This is a genomic window from Metabacillus idriensis (assembly GCF_009674765.1).
In the GTDB taxonomy this organism is placed as follows: Bacteria; Bacillota; Bacilli; order Bacillales; family Bacillaceae; genus Bacillus_P; species Bacillus_P idriensis.
The window spans coordinates 821504-843124 of the sequence record NZ_WKKF01000002.1 but is presented as its reverse complement, the minus strand read 5'-3'; the positions used below and the strand labels follow the sequence as shown (position 1 = coordinate 843124).

At 37.2% G+C, this 21621-nt stretch carries 29 protein-coding genes; 9 read left to right on the top strand and 20 right to left on the bottom strand.

Annotated elements, in window-relative coordinates; translation table 11 throughout:
- Positions 1-12: 12 nt before the first annotated feature.
- The 10 genes from GJU41_RS24670 to GJU41_RS12520 all read right to left on the bottom strand — a co-directional run bounded on the left by GJU41_RS24670 (position 13) and on the right by GJU41_RS12520 (position 6597).
- Positions 13-192 carry a hypothetical protein gene (locus GJU41_RS24670; RefSeq protein ID WP_170292787.1) on the bottom strand — a complete coding sequence of 60 codons (180 nt, stop codon included), beginning with the start codon at positions 190-192 and terminating at the stop codon, positions 13-15.
- The gene (locus GJU41_RS12565) at positions 179-883 is read right to left on the bottom strand and encodes an MBL fold metallo-hydrolase (RefSeq protein WP_154318762.1); all 705 of its coding nucleotides are present in this window, start codon (positions 881-883) and stop codon (positions 179-181) included. Before GJU41_RS12565 ends, GJU41_RS24670 begins: the two co-directional genes overlap by 14 nt.
- Entirely contained in the window at positions 880-1767 is an 888-nt protein-coding gene (locus GJU41_RS12560; RefSeq protein ID WP_154318761.1) for a recombinase RecT, read from the bottom strand. The genes GJU41_RS12565 and GJU41_RS12560 overlap by 4 nt, the downstream gene beginning before the upstream one ends.
- A gap of 1 nt (position 1768) precedes the next feature.
- Positions 1769-3754 carry an AAA family ATPase gene (locus tag GJU41_RS12555; RefSeq protein ID WP_154318760.1) on the bottom strand — a complete coding sequence of 662 codons (1986 nt, stop codon included), beginning with the start codon at positions 3752-3754 and terminating at the stop codon, positions 1769-1771.
- A complete protein-coding gene (locus tag GJU41_RS12550) occupies positions 3751-3918 on the bottom strand; it encodes a hypothetical protein (RefSeq protein WP_154318759.1) in 168 nt (55 codons plus the stop codon). Before GJU41_RS12550 ends, GJU41_RS12555 begins: the two co-directional genes overlap by 4 nt.
- A 56-nt stretch (positions 3919-3974) precedes the next feature.
- Positions 3975-4211, bottom strand: a complete 237-nt coding sequence (locus GJU41_RS12545) for a hypothetical protein (protein WP_154318758.1) — start codon at positions 4209-4211, stop codon at positions 3975-3977.
- A 331-nt stretch (positions 4212-4542) separates the two neighbouring features.
- On the bottom strand, positions 4543-5109 hold the full coding sequence (locus GJU41_RS12535; protein ID WP_154318756.1) for a helix-turn-helix transcriptional regulator: 567 nt from the start codon (positions 5107-5109) through the stop codon (positions 4543-4545).
- Between the two features lie 73 nt (positions 5110-5182).
- Positions 5183-5935: a BRO family protein gene (locus tag GJU41_RS12530; RefSeq protein ID WP_224771405.1), complete on the bottom strand. Its 753-nt coding sequence runs from the start codon at positions 5933-5935 to the stop codon at positions 5183-5185.
- A complete protein-coding gene (locus GJU41_RS12525; RefSeq protein ID WP_191559197.1) occupies positions 5932-6252 on the bottom strand; it encodes a hypothetical protein in 321 nt (106 codons plus the stop codon). The genes GJU41_RS12530 and GJU41_RS12525 overlap by 4 nt, the downstream gene beginning before the upstream one ends.
- A 201-nt stretch (positions 6253-6453) precedes the next feature.
- Positions 6454-6597: a hypothetical protein gene (locus GJU41_RS12520; RefSeq protein ID WP_154318755.1), complete on the bottom strand. Its 144-nt coding sequence runs from the start codon at positions 6595-6597 to the stop codon at positions 6454-6456.
- Between the two features lie 74 nt (positions 6598-6671).
- Between GJU41_RS12520 and GJU41_RS12515 the strand changes: the two genes are divergently transcribed.
- Positions 6672-6950 (top strand): hypothetical protein, encoded by a 279-nt coding sequence (locus GJU41_RS12515; protein ID WP_154318754.1) that lies wholly within the window; start codon positions 6672-6674, stop codon positions 6948-6950.
- On the opposite strand, the gene GJU41_RS12510 is transcribed toward GJU41_RS12515, so the two are convergent.
- Complete coding sequence (locus GJU41_RS12510; protein ID WP_154318753.1) at positions 6943-7125, bottom strand: hypothetical protein; 183 nt, start codon at positions 7123-7125, stop codon at positions 6943-6945. The genes GJU41_RS12515 and GJU41_RS12510 overlap by 8 nt on opposite strands.
- 11 nt (positions 7126-7136) lie before the next feature.
- A complete protein-coding gene (locus GJU41_RS12505) occupies positions 7137-7370 on the bottom strand; it encodes a helix-turn-helix transcriptional regulator (protein WP_154318752.1) in 234 nt (77 codons plus the stop codon).
- A gap of 132 nt (positions 7371-7502) precedes the next feature.
- On the opposite strand from GJU41_RS12505, the gene GJU41_RS12500 reads away from it, so the two are divergent.
- From GJU41_RS12500 to GJU41_RS12475, 6 genes are all read left to right on the top strand, one after another.
- Complete coding sequence (locus tag GJU41_RS12500) at positions 7503-7862, top strand: helix-turn-helix domain-containing protein (RefSeq protein WP_154318751.1); 360 nt, start codon at positions 7503-7505, stop codon at positions 7860-7862.
- Positions 7863-7883: 21 nt separating this feature from the next.
- Positions 7884-8441: a PH domain-containing protein gene (locus GJU41_RS12495; RefSeq protein ID WP_154318890.1), complete on the top strand. Its 558-nt coding sequence runs from the start codon at positions 7884-7886 to the stop codon at positions 8439-8441.
- Between the two features lie 33 nt (positions 8442-8474).
- Positions 8475-9704 (top strand): type I restriction endonuclease, encoded by a 1230-nt coding sequence (locus tag GJU41_RS12490; protein ID WP_154318750.1) that lies wholly within the window; start codon positions 8475-8477, stop codon positions 9702-9704.
- 107 nt (positions 9705-9811) lie between these two features.
- A complete protein-coding gene (locus tag GJU41_RS12485; protein ID WP_154318749.1) occupies positions 9812-10459 on the top strand; it encodes an ImmA/IrrE family metallo-endopeptidase in 648 nt (215 codons plus the stop codon).
- The gene (locus tag GJU41_RS12480) at positions 10422-10802 is read left to right on the top strand and encodes a hypothetical protein (RefSeq protein WP_154318748.1); all 381 of its coding nucleotides are present in this window, start codon (positions 10422-10424) and stop codon (positions 10800-10802) included. The genes GJU41_RS12485 and GJU41_RS12480 overlap by 38 nt, the downstream gene beginning before the upstream one ends.
- Before the next feature lie 12 nt (positions 10803-10814).
- Positions 10815-11978 carry a tyrosine-type recombinase/integrase gene (locus GJU41_RS12475; protein ID WP_154318747.1) on the top strand — a complete coding sequence of 388 codons (1164 nt, stop codon included), beginning with the start codon at positions 10815-10817 and terminating at the stop codon, positions 11976-11978.
- A 98-nt stretch (positions 11979-12076) separates the two neighbouring features.
- Here the strand turns inward: GJU41_RS12475 and GJU41_RS12470 are convergent, their stop codons facing one another.
- A complete protein-coding gene (locus GJU41_RS12470) occupies positions 12077-13429 on the bottom strand; it encodes a glucose-6-phosphate isomerase (RefSeq protein WP_154318746.1) in 1353 nt (450 codons plus the stop codon).
- Positions 13430-13572: 143 nt separating this feature from the next.
- On the bottom strand, positions 13573-14736 hold the full coding sequence (locus GJU41_RS12465) for an iron-containing alcohol dehydrogenase (protein ID WP_070875874.1): 1164 nt from the start codon (positions 14734-14736) through the stop codon (positions 13573-13575).
- 158 nt (positions 14737-14894) lie between these two features.
- Here GJU41_RS12465 and GJU41_RS12460 point away from each other — a divergent pair, with 158 nt between their 5' ends.
- A complete protein-coding gene (locus GJU41_RS12460; protein WP_070875875.1) occupies positions 14895-15128 on the top strand; it encodes a DUF378 domain-containing protein in 234 nt (77 codons plus the stop codon).
- 181 nt (positions 15129-15309) lie between these two features.
- Here the strand turns inward: GJU41_RS12460 and yugI are convergent, their stop codons facing one another.
- The 6 genes from yugI to GJU41_RS12430 form a co-directional block, all read right to left on the bottom strand.
- The gene (gene yugI, locus GJU41_RS12455; RefSeq protein WP_154318744.1) at positions 15310-15708 is read right to left on the bottom strand and encodes a S1 domain-containing post-transcriptional regulator GSP13; all 399 of its coding nucleotides are present in this window, start codon (positions 15706-15708) and stop codon (positions 15310-15312) included.
- A 100-nt stretch (positions 15709-15808) separates the two neighbouring features.
- Positions 15809-16339, bottom strand: coding sequence for a GNAT family N-acetyltransferase (locus GJU41_RS12450; RefSeq protein WP_154318743.1), 531 nt, complete (start codon positions 16337-16339; stop codon positions 15809-15811).
- Positions 16340-16407: 68 nt separating this feature from the next.
- Entirely contained in the window at positions 16408-18054 is a 1647-nt protein-coding gene (locus GJU41_RS12445; protein WP_154318742.1) for a hypothetical protein, read from the bottom strand.
- Positions 18047-18604, bottom strand: coding sequence for an RNA polymerase sigma factor (locus GJU41_RS12440; protein ID WP_070875879.1), 558 nt, complete (start codon positions 18602-18604; stop codon positions 18047-18049). Before GJU41_RS12440 ends, GJU41_RS12445 begins: the two co-directional genes overlap by 8 nt.
- A gap of 208 nt (positions 18605-18812) precedes the next feature.
- Positions 18813-19979: an aminotransferase gene (locus GJU41_RS12435; protein ID WP_070875880.1), complete on the bottom strand. Its 1167-nt coding sequence runs from the start codon at positions 19977-19979 to the stop codon at positions 18813-18815.
- Positions 19976-20476 (bottom strand): Lrp/AsnC family transcriptional regulator, encoded by a 501-nt coding sequence (locus tag GJU41_RS12430; RefSeq protein ID WP_070875881.1) that lies wholly within the window; start codon positions 20474-20476, stop codon positions 19976-19978. The genes GJU41_RS12435 and GJU41_RS12430 overlap by 4 nt, the downstream gene beginning before the upstream one ends.
- 242 nt (positions 20477-20718) lie before the next feature.
- On the opposite strand from GJU41_RS12430, the gene GJU41_RS12425 reads away from it, so the two are divergent.
- Positions 20719-21552, top strand: a complete 834-nt coding sequence (locus tag GJU41_RS12425; RefSeq protein ID WP_154318741.1) for an alpha/beta fold hydrolase — start codon at positions 20719-20721, stop codon at positions 21550-21552.
- The last annotated feature ends 69 nt before the right edge of the window (positions 21553-21621 follow it).

Genomic DNA, 21621 nt, shown 5'->3' with positions numbered 1-21621 from the left:
CATGACCATCCCTCACTTCTTTTTCTTACAGATTGCTTTCATGCCCTCAATTCTAATGAGCTCCATATCAGGCTCAGAGCTCTTCAGATACCCAATAACATATCCCTTGAATACCTCAACCCTGTTCATCACACCCTCAGTCATCCATAAGTAGCAGTAAGGGATTGGAACTTCATATTCACCCTGGGACATAGACAACTTTTCCTGTTAGCTCCATGATCTGCTGCTTAAATAACTCAGCGTTGCTATTGCTATCACTTAAATGGAGCAACCATATTTCTTGTACTTCAGACAAGTCATTTTCTTTTAAAAACTCTTTGACATTTTCTAAGCTAAAATGTGACCTCATAAGCCGCTTTTTCATAACTGCTGGGACTGAACCTCGAACAATATTTTCGTTTAATATCTCCATTGAGTAATTACACTCTACAAGCAGGTGTGTAAGGCCTTTAAACTTGTATCGAATGTAGTAAGTATCTGTAGCGAATAAAAGCTTCTCACCGGCTTTATTTGCAAGTAGAAACCCTAATGGTTCAGAAACATCATGCTGCACATCAAAGGGCAATACAGTCCAAGTACCGATGTTAAATTGTTCCTTGGCTTTAACTGGTTTTATTCTGTGGTGCTGTATGCCAATCGCTGCTGCAGTACCATTTGATATGTAACAATTTATGCCGGCCTTTAAAACATCTTTTATCGATTTACAGTGATCACCATGTTCATGTGTTACTAGGCAGCCTGCTACCTCTGACATCTTAAATTCAAAGCCCTTTTGAATCTCCCTATAGTTGATACCGCATTCAAGCAGGAGAGGAGTCGTGCCATCAGTCACCCGATAGCAGTTCCCCTTGCTACTGGAAGCGAGAGCTGTTATTTCAATCAAAAGTCTGGACCGTCTTTTTCAAATTCAAATGCACTTTGTTTTTGTTTATTTTGTAGGTGCTCAGGTTGTTTTTTTTCAACCTCTTCATTAACTTCGCTATATTCAATGTCGATAATTTCAGAGTTCGCGTTTTCTTCAATCTGTTGCTGTGCCTCCGCTTCAGGAGAGACATCAACACGCTCATTATCGTACTCATTTTCGGTTGAATTATTGATTGCTTCTACAAGCAGATCACTGTCATCACTTGTATTAATAAAAGCTTTAGCTGCGCGATTGATGACTGTACGCTTGGCCATTTCTTGCGGAAACTTTTTTTGTACGTTCGTTGTTTTCGCTTGGCTCCACGATGTATCAATTTCTTTTCTAGTCATGACTGTCAGTATTTCATCATCATCATTGGTTTTGACTACTGCATAAGCTCCTAAAATGTCGTTATCACGATTTAAAAAGTTTGTTTCGTGCTTAATCAACTTTTCCCGGCCACCAGCAATTTCATAATCGAATACATCACCATCAAAAATGACGTTTGCCCAGATGTCCTTTACATTGGTTAATCTCTTAAGGACTGCCTGTGTACCAAAATAAGAACGATTCAGTTGTAATTGAGTGCCATAAACAATAAAGTAACATTGTGTCTTGGCTGGACTTAAACCTTGAACAACCATGTCAAGCAATGAGTTAGCAATTGACTCTCTTGTACAAACTTCAAGCGCGGGTTTTCCGTTACGATCTTTAACCTCTTGAAGCTTAAAAAATGCCGATTTTAGCGCGTTGCTTGCGTTGTAATTAGGAGGGACTACTAACCCCTCTTTTTGCAATTCTCCTATTTTACTGTTAACACTGTCTGTTATGTCTTTTTGAATGATTGCTAGTTGATTTGTCAAATCAGATGGCCTCCTTATCTAGGTGCTTACCGTATTCAACCCTAAGCTCTTTATCAGCCTCTGAAACAACTAAGCTAACAACCTGAGATTTAACTTCAATTAATTGAGTTACCGCCTCACTGTTATCTACGAATATTGGTGCCGATACACCGTGGTGATCAGAAAGCGTGTTAATAATGTCCAAGCCGATATTGATTCGTGCAGCATTATTTAAGCCAGTGCTATAAGGAACACCTTTATAGGTCGTGTCACAAATTTCTTCTAAGCCGCCATTAATATTTGTTTTGAACAAGTTGAACCGAGCGTATTTGAATTTTGAATTGATTTTATCTTCAAGGAGGTTAACTTTTGTGCGTATGAACTCTTCTGTTAAGTACAGTTCCTGCTCCAGGTCTTCAAATTGGCCGGCTAATTCTTTTTCTTGCGCTTCTAATTCTTCAATTCGACTCTCAGCTTGTTTAACCAAATTGAATTTAGAGATGTCCTGCTGAAGACTATTCAATTCAACCTTTAACCTGGACAGCTCATCTCTTGCTTTTGTTAACGCCTGATTTACTGAAGATTGTAATTCCTGAATCTCAGATTCAATTTTTAGAGCCTGTTCTTTCTTTGCTGTGTAAACGGGATCGGAACCAAAGTCTTTCACTTCTTTTTGCAGAGAGCTAATTAACTCTTCAACTCCATTAATCTCTTCTTGCTTAGAAGTTAATGAAGTTAATAGATCATTGATTTCTTGCTGCAGGAGGGAGTTTTTCTCTTCAATATCTTTCACCCTTTGAGTGTTAACCTTGCCTTTATGTGAAATCTCTTCAAGTTCTTTAGATTTCCTTAGATTGAAGGATGCCAAGGCATTGTCATGAGCTGCTTGAATTTGTTCTTCTGGAAGAGCTTGTCCACAAGTAGGGCAATCTGTATTATGAACGTTTTCAAACTGCCGGTTATTTACTGCATGCCAGTCTTCTCTTAAGCGCTGTGTTCCGCTCGAGTGATTATTTGATATTTCTTTGTTAGAAAGGATTTGTCTCTCCTTCCTTTTAACTTCATGATTCAATGTGTCTAAATCATTCTGAAGTTCAAAAAGATGTCTTCTTTGTTCATTTACTTTCACATGCGAAGCTGATTGAAACTCGTTTTTTATATTGATAATCTCGCTTTCAATTTCACGAAGTTGTTTTTCCTTATTCGCAACCTCTCCACCGGTTTGAATGCGGCTTATCTCTTTTTCTTTTTCTTCAATCTCACGTTTTAAGTAAGTAATTTCATCATTTATGCTTTCTTGATCTAAGTCGGCTACATCCGGTATAGTTCTTTGCACTTCATCGATTCTAATTGGAATACGATCCAATTCTTTATTAATCTCAGCGCGTTTAGCAACAATCACTTTACGGTGATCCTCAATGCTTCTATCCCTTAAGATGGATGGAAGTTTATCTAATTTTTTATTGCTCTCAATTACTTCCTGATCTGTAATCCCGCCACAAACCGCAAGTAAAATTTCACGACGTTTTTGCCAATGCAACTGCTCATTGAAATATGCTGGTGAAGTTAGAAGTTTAAAAATATCTTCATCAACTATCCCAGCGACCTTATCAACAAAATCCTTTTTCTTTGCAGGAACACTATCGATAAAGTAATCCGTTGAGTGACCGCTGAACTCAGCTTGTGCTGCTCCACGTTTTTTCGTCCATTTCTCTGAGAAAACTTTTCTTAAAGTGAGTTTCTTGTCGTTTATAAGGAATGAACCTTCAACTTCATGATCTAATCCACGATAATTGTCTCCGGAATTACTAAGCGTTTTGATTTGAAAATCTTTCTTGTTTTGACTGTCTTTATCAAAGAGAAGCCATATAAACCCATCGAACAAGGTTGTTTTTCCTGTGGCATTATCACCGTATACTTTTACGTTTTCACCCTGTGCATCAAAGGTGAAGCATTTTACACCTTTGAAATTTTTAAGAGTGAGCTGCAATAACTTGATTGTTTTCATGCAGATACCTCCTTGCGTTTTCCCAGTTCGTTATACTTCAAAAATTGTTCTTTGGATTTAAACTGAAATACTGGCATACCATTAGGTTTAATTGTGATTTGACCGCCTGCTTTAGTGAGACGCTGCTGATCAAACTTTTTACCGCTAAACATTGTTTCAATCATGTTTATTCCTCCATTTGATTTTTTGAAGGGAATCCACTAAAATGAAAGCAAGTAAATTAAATTGTGGATTCCTTAAAGCTCACTTTTGCCAGTGGGCTTTTTTCAATTTTTTTATAATCGTTAATTCTGACAATGGATTTATTGATATCATTGGATAAATCAGACAAGATTTCTTTCTCTTCTTTAGATGAATTTATTTCCAAATCATATGCAAGTCCCCAAGCTTCATCGCGAAGATCTTTAATTTTTTGAATATCCTTCATTTTTTCACCGCCATTCTGATGCTGTTTCATTCGCATCGTGACAGCTAAGAATCATTTTTTGGCGGGGGAATGGAAACAATGCGCTATTCTTAGCCATCACGACAAGAACAAAGGTTCTTGTCTCACATACTAAAATGTGATAAAATAAAGCTCCAACCAATTAATTTTCAACCCGTTGAGTAGTAAGCTTTCCAAGAGCTTGCTGCTCATTTTTTTTGCAAGTTATTAAATTCTTTATCCTTCTTCATCATGTCGAAAATAAAACCCATGGACCCCAACATGAACCCAATTCCTAGCGCTATAAATATCATTCCTGAAGCCACTAATAAGAAAATCAAATCGCTCAACATAATCCCTCCTATTAAGCCATTAAGGCTTTTCTATCTTCATATCTAGGCATTGCAACTCTGGTGGAAATAGATTTTACATTCCAGTTATCTGCAAGCAACTTTAAATCAACTCCAAATTCTCTATTAAGTGCATAAGTAACCGTCTTCGTACCTGGGCATAGATCATATAGCTCTTTAAAATCCTTCATAGGAACGTCAGCAATGACTCCTGGTCTTAATTCCGATATCCAATATTCAATATTTTTAATAGCTTCTAAAGCATCGTAAATTTGGTGTCTAAGGTTTATTATTCCGCGACCAAGATTGTCGTTTAGTCGTGGGTCAATCGGTGCCGTTGCTAGGGGGTGTAAATCAAATATGTAATGCACCATATCAACATGTTCATGAGCTCCTAATGCGGTAAACCATTTGATTGCGAGTTCAGGTGAAGGATCCACATAACCGTTTTCAATTTCGCTCATTTGTTTCTGAGTACGTCCAATGATATTTCCAAGTGCAGATTGACTAAACTCGGTTTTTATTCTCATGTCCCTCATCTCCACATTTAGATTGTGGATTGAGTATGGTTTGTTCGACATATTTTCGCCTCCTGATATATTCAACTTTTATTGGTAATATTTTTATATAGTAGAAACTTATTCCATTAACAAACTATGAAACTTTATTGTTCTCTTTTTTCAAACGATCAATGATATACATTTGGCCTTTAGGTGTAATCCTCATAGTTAACCAGGTATGAGAACCACTGGAGCTAGTTCTGACTCCTTGAGATATGGTGAAGTATTCACGATCAACGTATTCTTGATAAGGCTCATTTCTGTTTTGGAAAATCAATTTCCATTCTCGAAGCTTTTGATATAAGCGTCTTTCGCCAATTAGGATTCCTTCTTTGGAAATCAGTTTTGCCAGCTCTCTAACTAAGAGTGATTTTTCCGTTGCCATACAAGTCTCTGCGAAGTTAACGAGTGGCTGTAGCTTAACTAATTTAGTTTCTGCGAGTTTTCTAGCTTCTTGTTCCTGTTTAAGGTTAGTAGCCAATTGGATCAAGAAGTCAGGACTAGTAATAACCTTTTCAATTGTTTGAGTTGTCATATAAGCACCATGTTTTCTAATTGACGGTAGTACTTCTTGCTTCACCCATTTTTTAAACATTTTTGCTTCGAGTTTGCGACTTGCAAAAATCAATTCATACAGACCAGATTCATTAACAATGTTCACGTTACCCTGACGACCTATGTTGAACATAGACCGTTCATCTTCATCCAAACGTTGAATTGCTTGAGTTACATTTTTGATTTCTAAAATATCGCAAACATCTTTTGCTACAAACCACGGCTCGTCATTGTGAATCACCATTCTCAGCTGCTGACCTTTAAATTCGAATAACCTTTGAAGTTCGTTCACCCGATTGCCTCCTTTTCGAAATAAGAAGTGTGATCTTCAACCCATTGAGTGTTCTTTTCAATCCATTTCATTAAAAGATGAGTAGGGATTTTTACACCAAACTCTCTATTGACTGGAAAGTCTGGCCTGCTCATGAGTTCTGCCATTAAGGTAGCACCACACTTTAAGAAATCCATGGCTTCAGTTCGAGTTAGAATCAAAGGAATAGAAAACTTACTTCGACCGTCTTCAACACCTTGCTCATAAGCTTTTTGAATAATTGCTTGTAGCTTAAGACCAGTAATAGCTTTTTCGAGTTCATCTAGTGTAGGTTCCATGCTAGTTACCTCCTTGTCTTTTTATTATAGAAATTGAGTATTTCCCAGTTGAGTAACCGTAATGATTCAAAAAGTTACAGCTACAGCAAATTGAAATGGACAAATCTCCAAAACCAAGAATTTTCGTTTCACTTAATTTCATATTCTTTCAAAAAAATAGATAATATGGAAATTCCCCAACAAACTCATGTCAAGCATTTTTTATAAATTATGTTTTTCAAGCATCTCAAGAAGTTGAGATGCAGCTTCTTCTTTTGAGTAGTTTTCATCGCTTAACAGATCATTAGCAATGGTTAAAATGTTTGTTCTTAATTCAGACTGACGGAGTAATTCACTGATGTTCACCTTGGTGTCACTCCTTTTTAGCAGGTTTACTTAACTCCCTTACCGAAATAATTAATTAGAAGGAGGTGTAAACTATGCCGATATATTTAGTTACGTATGACCTCATTTCTCCTGCCAGAGACAATGAAGCAATGCATAACTTTCTAAATACTTTAGGAGAAGCTTTGCAGGTACAAAAATCAGCTACTTTCTTATCAACCGATCTTACTGAGCAAGAATTACACACCCACATTACATACAATGCTGATAGCAGTGATGAATGGATCATCACTAAATTAGAAAAAGATTTTACAGGTAGTTCTAATAAAGATGATTTACTGAACAGATTTTTAAAATCTCAACAATTCATCTAATTTTTTGTGGTCGATGTTCCTGTCTGTACTGTTGCGCTACTTTAATTTCAGCAGCTGACAATTCAGGAACTTCTACCTTCATTTTTACTATTACAGCTTTACAGACCCGGCAATTATTTGTATAACTTGTTTGCCTTTCGCAAAAAGGGCATACCCAAACATCAATTGATTTCACTTGATCGCCTCCTAGGCTGAATTCACACCGCACGATATGTGCTGTTGTTGTTCAAAAAAAATTTCTTGTACAGTTGTTTGGTAATACTCTGCTAGTTTTACTTTGATTTCATCACGTGGAATTCGTTGACCATTCTCATACATTTGCAAAGCACTTACACTTATTTTGATTGCCGAAGATACCTCTTCTCTTGACTCATCACCTCGCAATTCTAATAACTTTTTACCTATTAAAATTTTGTCCAATGTACAACCTCCTCCGCACATAATGTGTGGTATACCTTTATGATAAACCACACACTATGTGTTGTCAACACATTTCGTGCGGAAGTTATTCATTAAACACATTACGTGTTATTATTTATATAGGTGATGAATATGAAAACATTTGGGGATAGATTAAAAGAATTAAGAAAAGAAATTAATAAATCACAAAAAGAGTTTGGAAAGGTTTTTGATCTTAGCGAAAGCACGATAGGGATGTATGAAAGAAACGAAAGAAAGCCTGATTACGATACCTTGATCAAGATTGCAGACTTTTTTGAAGTATCAACTGATTACTTATTAAAAGGGGAAGACTTCAGAACTCAGGCAGAAAAATTACTGAATGATCCCGATATGCAAATTGCTGCTCGCGATGGTGATATGTCAAAAGAAAAAGCTATGGATGCTATTGCTTGGTTACTTGAACAAGAAAAAGGGCGAAAGCCTGGAGATAAACAAAATAGAAGAAAATAATGAATTGTGTGGGGGATTCATTTGGCTTTTAATTTTCGTAATGAAGATGTATTTAACAGTATATCCGGTAAAAAAAGAAAAGCTTCATCTGCTTTTAAAGATACATACTATGTAGCTCATGCTTATACAGCTAAGACTAATGAAGTTATCAATGAAATCGTTTTTGGAACTTTAAATACAAAGAGTTTGAAAATTGAAGGTCTGCTATTAGTGACAAATCGTAGACTTTTGTTTATAGCAGTTAAAAAATATAAATATAAAATGCTAGCATGGAATTTTGTTGATATTAGACATATATCTTTAGCAAAGAAGTTCTTAGGATTCAATGTGACTATATCGACTTCAACTGAATCATTTATAGTTGCTGGTATAGCTGAAGGGGATCATGAAAAATTTATTACTTCTATTAGAAAGATGACAAATAAAAATTCTGCTGTCACAACTACTTCAACGAAAACCACACAGAAGTCCACTGAAAAAATTATTGAAGAGATTAGAAAATATTCTGCACTAAAAGATGAAGGACTTTTAACTGAGGATGAATTTGCAGCCAAGAAAAAACAATTATTAGGTATCTAAATTTATACATTAATGTTACCGGAGTGTGTGAATATGAATCTTAAGGAAACCTTAGAAATGCTAAACAAAGTTGTAATCCAAAATAAAGATTTAATTAAAAATGAAGAATCAACAAAGCAGTTTTTAATTTTACCTTTACTTAGAGGATTAGGTTACGACACTTATAGCCCCCAAGAAGTTACCCCAGAATTCACCGCAGATTTTCATAAAAAGAATGAAAAAGTGGACTACGCTATTTCAATAAATGGAGAACCCAAAATTTTCGTTGAAGCAAAACCAGTGAACAGCAAAATTAACAAAAGCGCTCCACAGTTAAGTAGATACTTTAGTACGTTCCCAAATGTGCGCTTAGGTATCCTAACAAATGGCGTTGAATTTCATTTCTTTACTGATTTAAATAACACCAACATAATGGATTCCAATCCTTTTTTGATATTTAATATAGCTAACTATAGTGAAGATGATTTCAATCATTTAATCAAATTCTCTAAAAACCTTTATGACTATGAAAGTATAAAATCTCTTGCTGAATCACTTATGTATTCTCAGTCTTTTAAATCGGTAATAAAGGAAATATTCGAAAGTCCGAATGACGACTTTATTAAATTTGTAATTAAAGAAAGATTTAAATTTAAAGTGACTCAACAATTTATTAATACTGCTAGGCCATTGGTTCAAAAATGTATTCAAGAAGCATTAACCGAAATTATTAGTGAAAAATTTGATGGTGCAATGCACTATCAAATGATTGAAGAAGTTGCTACTGACATTGAAGAATTACAACAAGAAGATAAAAGAGTATATTACTCTCCAGAAGAAATAGCATCATTAGGTACTTTTGAAGAATTTGAAGGTGTTAAGGTTGTTTTGCCAAATACCGAGTCTTATAAAAAATTATTAAAGATGCAGCCATCAAGATATTCAGTAGAGAGAGGCAATCCTTTAAGTGATTTCTTCGTATCTTCAGTTCTCATTCAAGGAAATGCAATTGTAGGTTACTTAATCGGTCAATATTACAACGAAAAACAGGATACTACTTTATACACAGTGAAATCAAATGAAATTGCAAAATTTCTTGAAGAAAATCCTATAGTAGTTGAATCAGGTTTTATTAATGCAAGATTAGGATCCCGACTAAACAAAAACACTAATGAAAAAACATATTTTCTAAAAAGTTGCATGACTAATCTTTCTTTTAGGGATATTCCTAATCTCGTATCAAAGGTTGACGACATTGATATTTTTTTTAGAAGTATTAGATAAATTTAATTCATAGGACAAAACAGATTGATATAAACCAGTATTAGCTCTCCTACAGGGCTTTTCTTTTCATCAGAAAATAGAACATATATTCGTTTTGAGGGGTAATTATGAAATACCAAAAGACTATTTTAGAAGAAGATGTACAAAAATTGTATATAAAACTTTCAATTAATGCTCCCGAAGAAATTAACATGTATTCCATTGCTGAAGCATTTGATATCTGGATCCATTACAGAGATCAAAACAGTGAAATGCAATGTATCAACGGACTGTATAGTATCATTCTAAATGAAAATTTATCATTTGCAGGAATGTGGCAAGACTTCGGTCATGAATTGGGTCATGTTGTTAAACATGTTGGTAAGCAGCATGCGCTGGGAAGAAGTTTTAGGGATTTGCAAGAGAGTCAAGCCAATAATTTTATGTACCATTTTTGCGTACCTACTTTCATGCTAATGAATTATGAAATAAATGATTTTTTGAATGTGCAAGCCGGCATCCCCTTTATTGCAGAGACTTTTAATGTCACTCAGGAGTTTGCTGAAAGAAGATTAGTTATGTTCCGAAATCAAATATTACAGGCGAAGATGGATGAAGAGCACAGAAGATATATGGAATCTATGTATCCTAAGGTAAATCCTGAAAATTACTCTGATGAAACCAAGGAAATTCTTTCTAAATTAAATTGCCAAGTAGCAGCTAAGGAGAGTCTCATAAATGCCTATACAGAGAATATATTACGATCATGTAAATGAAGAACTTGTTCCATATTGGTATGTATTAACCTTTAAAAGGAATGAAATCTCATGGGATAAAAATGTATTTTTCTTTGATGCTATTGCACCCTTCGAGTATTTGAATAGGGATCAATATGATGAGTCAATTATAAGTGTGTCTATTTACATGTCTGATTTAATTATAAATCCTGTTAATCCTCAACTAATAGGGATAAATTTGAATAATGTTAGTAAACGTGTACTGAAATATGCTGTTTTTCCATCTGATGTTAAGCAATTCATCATACCCATTCCAGATATTAACGAAGTGATTAAGTTGCTGCCAAACAGAAAAAAACAGTCATTCATCATTAATCGATAAGGAGTGAGAGGGTTGGCTTATTTTCAGAAAGTTCCTGCGAAAAATAAACAGGGCTATAAGTGGAAGTGCACAGAAGATGCTCCAAGAGATCCAGTTACCGGAGAACGGAGGCAAATCACCAGAAGAGGAGATACAAAAAAAGAAGCAAGTGAGAAAGTCCAGCTAGCACTAAAAGAACTTGAACAAAATAATTATTTGTCTTTAGACAATAAAGTTACCTTTAAAGATTTTTTGCCTGATTGGTTAGATACCTATAAAAAAGGTAAGGTAAAGCCTTCAACATATGAATCACATAAAAGAAATATCTCTACACATTTATTAGCAAACTTCGGACATTTGAAAGTTAGAGATCTTACGGTGCACAGATACCAAAAATATATTAACACTTTGCTTGAAACAAGAAAAACAGCCACTGTTCAACACATCAACGCTACGATGAGCAATGCATTAAAGAAAGCTGCTGAGTTGGGCATAATCACAAAAAATCCATGCGTAGGCGTAATAATAAAGAAAAGAAATGAGATCGTGGAGGAAAAAATCCAATATTGGGTGAAGGAAGATATTAAATTGTTTCTAAAATGCTGCAAACAAGATAAAGAAACATATTTCTTTTTGTTTTTAACACTTATCAGGACGGGATTGAGAAAAGGAGAGGCTATGGCTCTTCAGTGGGAAGATATTGACCTGGACAAAGCAGAGTTAAATGTCAATAAAACCTTGTTATATCACCTTAGTAGTGAGGAAGACGCATTTGGACCACCTAAGACAAATTCATCATATAGGACGATAAAATTAGATCCCTACCTAATACAGGAGCTTCGAAAATTAAAACATCTCCAAAATAAGCGAAAACTTTTATACGGAGACAGATATTCTAAATTGAACTTTGTATTTTGCAAAGAAGATGGCAAGCGTTTAAGAGATAGAACAATTCAAACTGCCTTTGAAAGACTAAAAAGGGTAAGCAGGTTACCAAATATTAAAATTCATGATTTAAGGCATACCCATGCAGTTATGCTACTGGAAGCAGAAGTATCTTTAAAAGAGATTCAAGAAAGATTAGGACACAAAGATATTATGACTACTGGAAACATTTATTCTCATGTTACTAAATCTATGGAAGCCAAATCAATAAATAAATTCTCGGAGTATATGGCCGACTCAAACACATTTTAGCAAGGAATGTGGTCAAAATGTGGTCAGCCAACCTATATATACCCCGAGAACTACACAATTACTTTATAAAATACGACTAATGAAAGTGGCGTAAACCCTTATTCCTCTAAGCGTTTTTCAAGCTTCGCTTTCACTTCTTCAAATCCCGGTTTCCCAAGTAAAGCAAACATGTTTACTTTGTATGCTTCAACACCAGGCTGGTCAAATGGATTGACTCCTAAAAGGTATCCGCTCATTGCACATGCTTTTTCGAAGAAATAAACAAGGTATCCGAATGTGTACTCGTTCATTTCCGGAAGGTTCACGATCAAGTTCGGAACGCCTCCGTCTGTATGAGCAAGCATTGTGCCCTGGAATGCTTTTTTATTAACGAAATCAACTGATTCTCCAGCTAAGTAATTTAAACCGTCCAAATCATTTTCTTCTGCTTCAATCGTTAATTCATGACGAGGCTTCTCTACGTTCAGCACGGTTTCAAATAAATCGCGGCGTCCTTCTTGAACGTATTGTCCCATTGAATGAAGATCCGTTGAGAAGTTTGCTGAAGCAGGGAAAATACCTTTTTGATCTTTTCCTTCACTTTCGCCAAACAGCTGTTTCCACCACTCTGAAAAGTATTGAAGACCCGGCTCATAGTTAATGAGCATTTCAATCGTTTTGCCGCGGTTATATAATGCATTTCTGACAGCAGCATATTGATAGGCAGCATTCTCTTCAAGCTCAGAAGCTGCAAAGTCCTCCATAGCAGCTGCTGCACCTTTCATCATTTCTTCAATGTCAGCTCCTGCAGCAGCAATCGGCAATAAACCAACAGCTGTTAATACTGAATAACGTCCGCCAACATCATCAGGAATAATGAATGATTCGTAGCCTTCTTCAGTCGCAAGTGTTTTTAAAGCACCGCGAGCTTTGTCTGTTGTCGCATAAATACGGGATTTAGCTTCAGCTTTGCCGTATTTTCCTTCAAGCAGCTTGCGGAAAATACGGAATGCAAGCGCAGGTTCTGTCGTTGTGCCTGATTTAGAAATAACATTGATGGAGAAGTCTTTTCCCTCAAGAAGATCCATTAAGTCCTTCATGTATGTTGAGCTGATATTATTTCCCACAAAAATGATCTGAGGCGTTTTGCGCTGTTCTTTAGAAAGCGCATTGTAGAAAGAATGGTTCAGCATTTCAAGAGCAGCACGTGCTCCAAGGTATGAACCGCCAATTCCGACAACTAAAAGAACATCTGAATCAGATTTGATTTTTTCAGCACTTTTTTGAATGCGTGCAAATTCTTCTTTATCATACTCAGACGGAAGATCAACCCATCCCAGATAGTCGCTTCCAGCACCTGTTTTTTCATGAATTGAATGATGCGCCACTTTAACGAAATCGCGCAAATATGTAAGTTCGTGTTCACCAAAAAATGACAACGCTTTAGAATAATCAAAACGAACATGTGTCATTGCAGTTCCTCCATCGCATATAAAAATTTTTATCCTCTTTCACTTTAACGAAACTGAGAGGGTAAATCAAGCGAGCCTCCTGATGTAAACGCGTCCAATTCAAAAATAAATAAAACACCCTGCCAAAACAGGGTGTTCTGCTATTACAGGGATGCTCTCAAGATTGCAAGAACGTCTTCTTTATTCAGCTTTTTAAAGTTGCCGAACTCGCCATTAGCCATTGCTTTATCAGCAATCAGATCAAGCTTCTCGTCTGTGATGTCATAATCAGCCAGGCGGCTTGGCGCGCCTAAGCTGCTCCAGAATTCGCTTAGCTTATCAATTCCTTCTAATGCGATATCACGATCTGATTTTCCTTCTGGGTCTACATTGAATACACGCACAGCCACTTGTTTAAAGCGTCCAACATTTTCATCCAGCGTGTGTCTCATCCAGTTAGGGAAAAGGATCGCGAGGCCGCCTGCATGCGGAATATCATAAACAGCTGATACAGCATGCTCAATGTTATGAGTAGCCCAATCGCCGCGGTATCCCATTTGCAGAGATCCGTTTAATGCAATTGTGCCTGAATACAGAATGGTTTCGCGAAGCTCATAATTTTCTAAGTCACTCATCAGCTTAGGAGCTGTTTCAATAACTGTTTTTAAAGTAGCTTCACAGAAACGATCCTGCAGCGGTGTGTTTTTCGTATGGTGGAAATATTGTTCAAATACATGGGACATCATGTCCACCATGCCATACACTGTTTGGTCCTGCGGAACTGTATACGTGTTGACAGGATCTAAAATAGAGAATTTGGGGAATGTCAGAGGACTTCCCCATCCGTATTTTTCCTGAGTTTCCCAGTTCGTGATAACAGAGCCTGCATTCATCTCAGATCCAGTAGCAGCTAATGTGAGAACTGTTCCAAAAGGAAGAGCTTCTGTCGGCATATGTTTTTTTGTAACGATATCCCAAGCATCTCCATCATACTTTGCTCCTGCAGCGATTGCTTTTGTACAGTCGATAACACTTCCGCCGCCAACAGCTAAAAGGAAGTCAATATTTTCGCTTTTAGAAAGATTTACGCCGCGTTTTACAGTTGATAACCTTGGATTTGGTTCAACTCCTGCAAGTTCAAACACGTTCGCTCCGATTTCCTCAAGCTGCGCAAGAACTTTGTCATATAAACCATTACGTTTAATGCTTCCGCCTCCATAAACAAGGAGAACATTTTTGCCGTATTTAGGCACCTCTGTTTTTAGCTGTTCAAGCTGATTTTTACCAAAAATTAATTTAGTAGGATTATGGTATGTAAAATTTTCCACAATCATCGCCTCCTTACTTTATATGAATTAAGTATGGCCTTTTTCCAATTGTTTTTGCAAGAAATGCGCTCTGCAAACTCTTTTTTTATAGCATGAATAATTTGACCGATATCTTCACACTCTATGAGTGCATTCACATATTTAAAGGAGGTAACAGCATGAGCGCTTTACAGCGAATTGCACTTGTACTTACTATTATCGGAGCGATAAACTGGGGTTTAATCGGCTTCTTCCAATTTGATTTAGTAGCTGCTATTTTCGGCGGCCAGGACGCTGCATTATCTAGAATTATCTATGGACTAGTGGGAATTGCAGGTCTTATCAACCTTGCCATCCTCTTCAAGCCGGCAGCTGAAATTGCCCGCGACGAACCAAGACCCGAAGCACGATAAAATGAATTCAGAGGCGCCGAATGTCATCATTCGGCGCTTTTTTGTTGTCCTTAAATTTAGCGGAATCATAGCCATTTATTTAGACTGAAGTTCTCGATTAAATATTTTTATTAGCTATTTCATTTTTCACAAAAAAAAGAATCCATCCGCAAAGGATGCATTCTCTTTAATAAGTCCGGACTTATTTGTTTGTTTGTTTAGACTGTTCAATCCACTCTTCTAATTTTTCTTTAAGAGTGTTGAAGCCTTGTGGAGTTTCATTAGAATAAGCAGGAGTTGCTTTCATTGTAGCTTGACGCTTTTTAGGCTTTTTAGGAGCTTCAGTTTGTTCTGGATCTTCTTGAGTTGCACGAATTGAAAGGCTGATTTTTCCAGCTTGCTCGTCAACTGAAAGAACTTTTACTTGAACTTCATCGCCTACTTTTAATTGCTCGTTAATATCTTTAACAAAACCGTGTGCGATTTCAGAAATGTGAACTAAACCTTGTGTTGATTCATCTAATGCTACAAACGCTCCGTAGCGTTGGATTCCTGTTACTTTGCCTGTGTGAACAGAACCTGTTTCGTATTTTGTGCTCATGGTAACACTCCTATATAAGTTGTATTTTTCTCGTTTAATATACGCAATTTAAAACTATATCATATATCTCCATTTTTTTCAATGAAGTTTTTTATTTATGTCAAGCATTTGAACTCTTTGACATCAGCCAGCAATCCCGGTAAGCGTTTTCGTGAAATACGTGCTTCGGCAGCATTTTTACTTTTTGGAAGCCGCACTTTTCATAGCAGCGAATGGCACGCTCGTTTGTTGTCAGAGGATCCATGACCAATCGATCTGCATGAACAAGCAGGCAGGAGGCCATCGCACCAATAACCTGCTGACCAAGTCCTCTGTTCCAAAATTCGGGCTCACCTATGAATTGATCCATTCCAAGAACACTTCCATCTACATATCCGTACAATTCACGTTCTTCCTCACTTATTTCATAAAATTGCAGGTATCCAATCGGGTTATCATCATAGGCTATGATACATCTTGTTGTTTCGCTATTCCGATCGTAAAATTTCTTTTCAGCCATTGCCAATGAAAACGGTTTGTCCCTTCCCTCATAAAACTCCAGCACCCTGTTGTCAGAAAACCACTTTGCCAATAAAACGCTATCCTTTCTTTCTAATTTACGTACTGATAGCCTATCTGTTTGAACCAGCATCTGAACGCCTTCCTTTCCTATTAAAAAAACCGGGCTGCATGCGCCCGGTATCCACCTGATGAAAGAATTTATTTCCTTTTCGGGTAAACAATCTTCGATGAATAATTTTGCGGATCGATTCTTAGTTCAAAGCTGTCAACAGAACCATCCTCATAGAAAAATTCTAATTTTACGTTATTTTCATCATATTTTTCACCTAGCTTATACAGCTTATTGGAAAGTGCTTGATACTCCGGTGCTTTATTCTGTATTTCACGTTCAAATTCCTCTTTTGACGGAGTCCCTTCTTCCTTAAAAAGGAGCTCATAAGCAGTATCTGTATCTCCCTTAACAATTGTATACATATATAGTCGAAGCATATCGGCAGGCTGGAGTTCATTTAGTGCTGTTTCGTTTCCATCATCCTTAAATGAAAGGTAAGCATTGTATATTCGATTTGATAAAGGAAGCAAATTGAATTCTCTGCCTCCGTAAAACGATACAGCCGGCCTTAAACTTTCTGGTACTGTTACCTTATATTGCTGATATTCTTCTATTGAATTAAACGTAAAATTCTTTTCTTTTAAATAATTGTAGAATTCTGATACGGCTGCCGCGGTTTGACTATTTGGATCCTTTTCCATGACATATTCCATTGCCGACTTCCATTCCTCCTTCAAACGATTCTCTTCATCGATTGCAGGAGAGTTGTTAAGTCCTTTTAAGAGTAAGAACAGCCAAAATTCATACCGCTCTCTTAGCATTTCACCATATTTAAAATTCGGATTTTTATTAATAAAGTCTTCTAATGCAACTGTCCGATCTGCAAGTTCCTGCGGTGTAACACTGACAGCACCGTCTTCTGTCACCTGAGCCTGATTTTCCATTTCAAAATACTTTTGCATTTGAGGGCTAGGCTTTAGTTCCGCTTCCAATAAAGCCAGATCAGACTGAAAATTAATCATCCCTTCCCCTTCATGGTAAAATCGATACCCGCTGTCCCTGATCTCTTTTACGACTGGACCAGCTTCAGGGTCATCAGTGCCGGAACTATTCAATTCGTCTGCAAAAGCAAACACATCTGTATATTGTAAGTTTTGTGAGACGGCCAGCCATTTTTCAAAGTAATATTCATTCATGATACGCTGTTTTTCAAGCAAACTGATGATTTCTTCATCTTTAATTTGCTGTCCTTCTTCAGCTTTCGTACGCAGATTTCTAAGCTGCTCACTTGGAACTGCGACATTTTGCCGAACCGTCTGCTTCACTTTATTACAGTAATTTTCAAGCTCTGGCTTTGATTTAAAAGTATCTCTTTTCTCAAAATCTGCTACAGCTTTTTTGGCATCTTGTATAAAAGCATATTGTTCAGGATCAGCTATACTGACTTCTTCATCAAAAGCCGTCAGATGCTCATCATACAGCTGTCTGATTTCTTCATGCCTTGCTTCAATTTCTTCAGCTGAAGGAGGAACTGCGGCTGCTGGAGGCTGGTCCCCTGCTCCTCCATTGCGGTGCTCTTTTTGCATCAAAAGCTGCGTTCCTAAAAGTCCTGCTATAATCAAAACGCCAATGAAGCTTGCGGCATATAAAGTTTGTGCCGAGAAAAAACTCCGCTTCTTTTTCTGTTCTTTTTTAATTCGTTCCATAATTTTACCTGCAGAAGTCTGCACAGGCAGCTGCTGGTAGGATTGTTTTAAGTTTGATAATCTTTGCTCAAAGATTTGATCATCCATGAGTTTCACCTTCTTTCTTCTCGTGCTCCTCCAATATCTTCTTAAGCATCGCTTTTCCTCTTAAAATTCTTGTTTTCACAGTAGATAACGTAATCGACATAATTTCAGCAATCTCTTCATATTTAAGTTCATGAAAAAAATAGAGCACAATTGGAACTCTGTATTTCTCATCTAGTTTTTGAAGACATAGATGAAGGGTTCTGTCTTCTTCATTTTGAAGAACATGAGATTCAACCTCCGGATAATCATAAGCAGGCTCGCTTTGAATTTTAAAGACCTTTTGCATATTAGACATTCGTTTTCTTGCAGCATCGCGCGTAACATTTAGGGTTATCTTATAAAGCCATGTTGAAAATTTTGCTTTTGAAAATTGATCAAGAAAACGGTACACGCGTATAAATACTTCCTGTGTAATATCATCTATATCATCACGCCGGTTTCCCAGCTGATAAGCAAACTTTTCAACAATTGGAGTGTATTTCTCAACAAGCTCCTGAAACGCATTCATATTGCCTTTTTTTGCTTTTAAAACCAACTCATCATCGTTCATGTTCTGCCCTCCTTCTGACATCTATGAAACGTGAGCTAATGACTATTTGTTTCAAAAAATATCTTCAGAATTTAGAAGTTGAAAAATGTAAAAAAGAGGTTTATCACTCAAAAAAAGGGGAATACTATTAGCGTATAAGCTTTCTAGTATTCCCCCCTTTTGTTTTTGGACAAAACCTTAACGGTTTTGTCCATTTTTTTATGAATTCCTACTGAAAATTCTTCATGAAAATAGAAATTCTTCTTAATGCCTCTTGCAGCTGCTCTAAGGAAGATGCGTATGAGCATCTGATAAAACCCTCTCCGCTTTCTCCAAAAACATGCCCAGGCACAACTGCTACCTTTTGTTCAAGCAGCAGCCGCTCAGCAAATTCTTCTGAACTTAGTCCGGTATTTACAATGGACGGAAACGCGTAGAAAGCTCCTCCAGGCAGATGGCAAGGCAGCCCGATTTCATTAAGAGTCTCAACGAAATAATTTCTTCTCTGCCTGTAGCTTTTTTTCATCTGTTCGACATCCTGAAGTCCGTTTTTCAAGGCTTCGATTGCTCCAAACTGAGCCATTGTTGGAGCGCACATCATTGAGTACTGATGAATTTTAAGCATAGCCTGAGACAGTTCAGCTGGAGCTGCAATAAAACCAAGGCGCCATCCAGTCATCGCAAAGCCTTTTGAAAAGCCTGATATTAAAATCGTCCGTTCTTGCATTCCCTTTAAACTCGGGAAGCTAGTATAGGCCTCATCATATGTAAGTTCAGCATAAATCTCATCAGCTAAAATGATTAAATCGTGCTTTTCAGCCATTTCAGCGATTTGTTCGAGCTCCTGTTTATTTAACACAGCACCTGTAGGATTGCTTGGCGAGCAAAGCAACAGCGCCTTTGTACGATCTGTAATTGCTGCTTCTATTTGTTCAGGAAGAAGTTTAAACTGATCTTCAGCTTTTGTATGCAGCGGTACAGGCACCCCTCCTGCAAGCGATACTAAAGGTCCATAAGAAACAAAGCACGGTTCTGGAATCAGCACTTCATCTAAAGGATCAGTGATTGCTCTTAACGCAATATCCAAAGCCTGACTGGCTCCTACAGTAACAATAACTTCGTCCTCATAGCGATAAGAAACATTGAATTTCTGATGCAAATACCGGACTATCTCCACTCTCAGCTCTGCAAGACCTGCATTCGCTGTGTAGGAAGTAAATCCCTGCTCAAGCGATAAGATGCATGCTTCTCTGACATTCCATGAAGTGACAAAATCCGGTTCTCCGACTCCAAGCGAAATAACACCTTCCATGCCAGCCGCAAGATCAAAGAACTTGCGGATGCCGGAAGGCTTTAATTGTGAAACGGTTTTAGATAGATACCTCTCTTGTGTCATGGAGACACCACAATTCGTCTGTCTTCATCATCCTGCTCGTAAATTTTGCCGTCATGCTTATATTTTTTCAAAATAAAATGAGTCGTTGTTGACAGCACGGAATCAAGAGTAGATAGCTTATCTGAAACAAAATGAGCAACCTCTGACATCGATCTGCCTTCAATCACAACAGATAAGTCGTAAGCTCCCGACATGAGATAAACAGATTTCACTTCTTTAAATCTGTATATCCGTTCTGCAATCGCATCAAAGCCTGTTCCTCTTTTTGGCGCGACCTTTACATCAATCATTGCTGTTACACCTTCATGGCCATCAACTTTGCGCCAGTTGACAGTTGTCGAATAATCAATAATAACTTTTAGTTCTTCAAGACGTTTAATGGTTTCAATCGTTTCTTCCTCTGACAGCTGCACCATTTTAGCAATTGCAAGAGGAGTCAGTCTGCTGTTTTCCTCTAAAATCTCAAGTATTTCCGTTTCTTTTTGAGAAAGCTTCATTTCGTCGTCCTCCTTCTATCCATTAAGAATGTTCTGATAATTATAGCATGAACAAAAGAAAACAGACATGGGGTTCTCCGTTTTTTTTCCTCAAAATACGGGTAGATTTTACATGAGTTATTTCAGGATTCAAGGTTAAAATAACAGAAACTTTCACGGCAAATATGCTGATAACCGTCAGCTTTTGTCAGCTTATACGAATTCATGTCTATAGGGGAAATTCAGAATAAATGCTGGAGTGAATGACTATGGTGACTTTTGAAAATAAACAGGAATTTAAGATGAAGATACAAGGCATTCATGTTCATTACGAGCTCTATGAGAACGCTGGAAAACCTACAATGGTTTTGATTCATGGCTTTCTTTCTTCTACTTTCAGCTACCGGAGGCTGATTCCGTATTTACGAAATGAGTATCGGATTATTGCGGTTGACCTGCCTCCTTTTGGGCAGTCGGAAAAGTCAATTGCATTTGTTTACTCATACCGCAATATGGCTAAAGTCGTCATAGAGCTTTTAAAAAATCTTCATGTGGATGACGCCATTCTTGTAGGACATTCAATGGGCGGGCAAATTTCCTTGTATGCTTCAAAAGAAATGCCTGAAATGTTCAGAAAGGTTGTCCTTCTCTGCAGTTCAGGATATATGAAAAGATCTCATCCATCCCTTATTTTCGGCTCATATGTGCCTTATTTCTACCTTTGCATTAAACATATTATGAGCCGTCAGGGAGTATGGAAAAACCTTTGCAATGTCGTTTACGACCATTCTTTGATTGATCAGGAAATGATGGATGGCTATATTCAGCCGTTTTATGATGACAGGATTTTTATGGCTTTATCTCGAATGATTCGTGACCGTGAAGGTGATTTATCTGCAGAAGATTTAAGAAAAATCGAGACACCGAGCCTCCTCATTTGGGGGCAGGAAGATAAAGTCGTTCCCGTACAGATCGGTGAACGCATGAACAAAGACCTTCCAAATTCTCATTTCTTTTCATTGAAAAACACAGGACACTTAGTTCCTGAGGAGCGACCTGATTTCGTATCGGAGCGGATCTTCGAATTTTGTGTATGACATAATAAAAGCGGAATCGCCTGGTTAGCTCCGACAGACAGATAAGGGTCAGCCAGTAAAGGCGCTTTT